Source organism: Lachnoclostridium sp. An181 (assembly GCF_002160325.1).
Classification (GTDB): domain Bacteria; phylum Bacillota; class Clostridia; order Lachnospirales; family Lachnospiraceae; genus An181.
The window spans coordinates 1-781 of record NZ_NFKJ01000049.1; the positions used below are offsets into that span (position 1 = coordinate 1).

The 781-nt window shown below is 48.9% G+C and carries 1 pseudogene; it reads left to right on the forward strand.

Annotated elements, in window-relative coordinates:
• Positions 1-23: 23 nt before the first annotated feature.
• Positions 24-781, forward strand: a pseudogene (locus B5F18_RS12345) (endo-alpha-N-acetylgalactosaminidase family protein); the annotation flags it as partial.

Below are 781 nucleotides of genomic sequence, written 5' to 3' on the forward strand. Positions count from 1 at the left end.
CTATGAAGAAGAGAAATTTGAAAGTGCTCAGTATGCTCTTGGTAGCAAGCATGGCAGTACCGCAGGCAGCGGGAACATTGGGCTACACATCTTTGAACGTTCATGCAGAAGAAGGAGTTTCTAAAGAAACGAAAGCTTTGACGGACGGTATTAATGATGCGTGGAAACAGGATGAAACTACTGTAAAAGGAGAGGACACGATCCAGGCGGTAGAAGACGGCTGGTTACACTTGAAAGCATCCACCGGCAATGGAAACGGAACTACAGATGGTACAAGCAATCCTTTGCCGGCAATGTTTGTAAATCCGAATACCTTTGATTTCTCAAAGGACGGATACTTTGAGGCGACTATGAAGAGCGGTACCACAGCTGCAAACACAAGATTTGGTATCTATCTTGGTTACAAAGACGCAGGAAACGGAATGTTCGTAGGATACGATACAAGCGGCTGGTTCTGGCAGAAATATCAGGGCGGCAGCGGGGACTGGTATCAGGGAGGCAGAGTGGCAGCGCCTGCCCAGAACACAGAGACAACATTCCGCCTCGACTGGACAGGTGACAAAAAAGTGACGTTGACAGTTGACGGACAGAAGGCATTTGAAGAAGATTTCAGCAGCCTTACGGATCTTACGGATAAGATTGCCATCAAAGTGGGCGGCTGGTCCGGAACACCGTCAGACGTCTATCTGAAGGATATCCACTACACAGGCCAGGCAGAAGTGGCAACTTACCAGGTTACAGGTAAAGTTGTGGACGAGAGCGGTGCTCCTGTGGAAGGTGC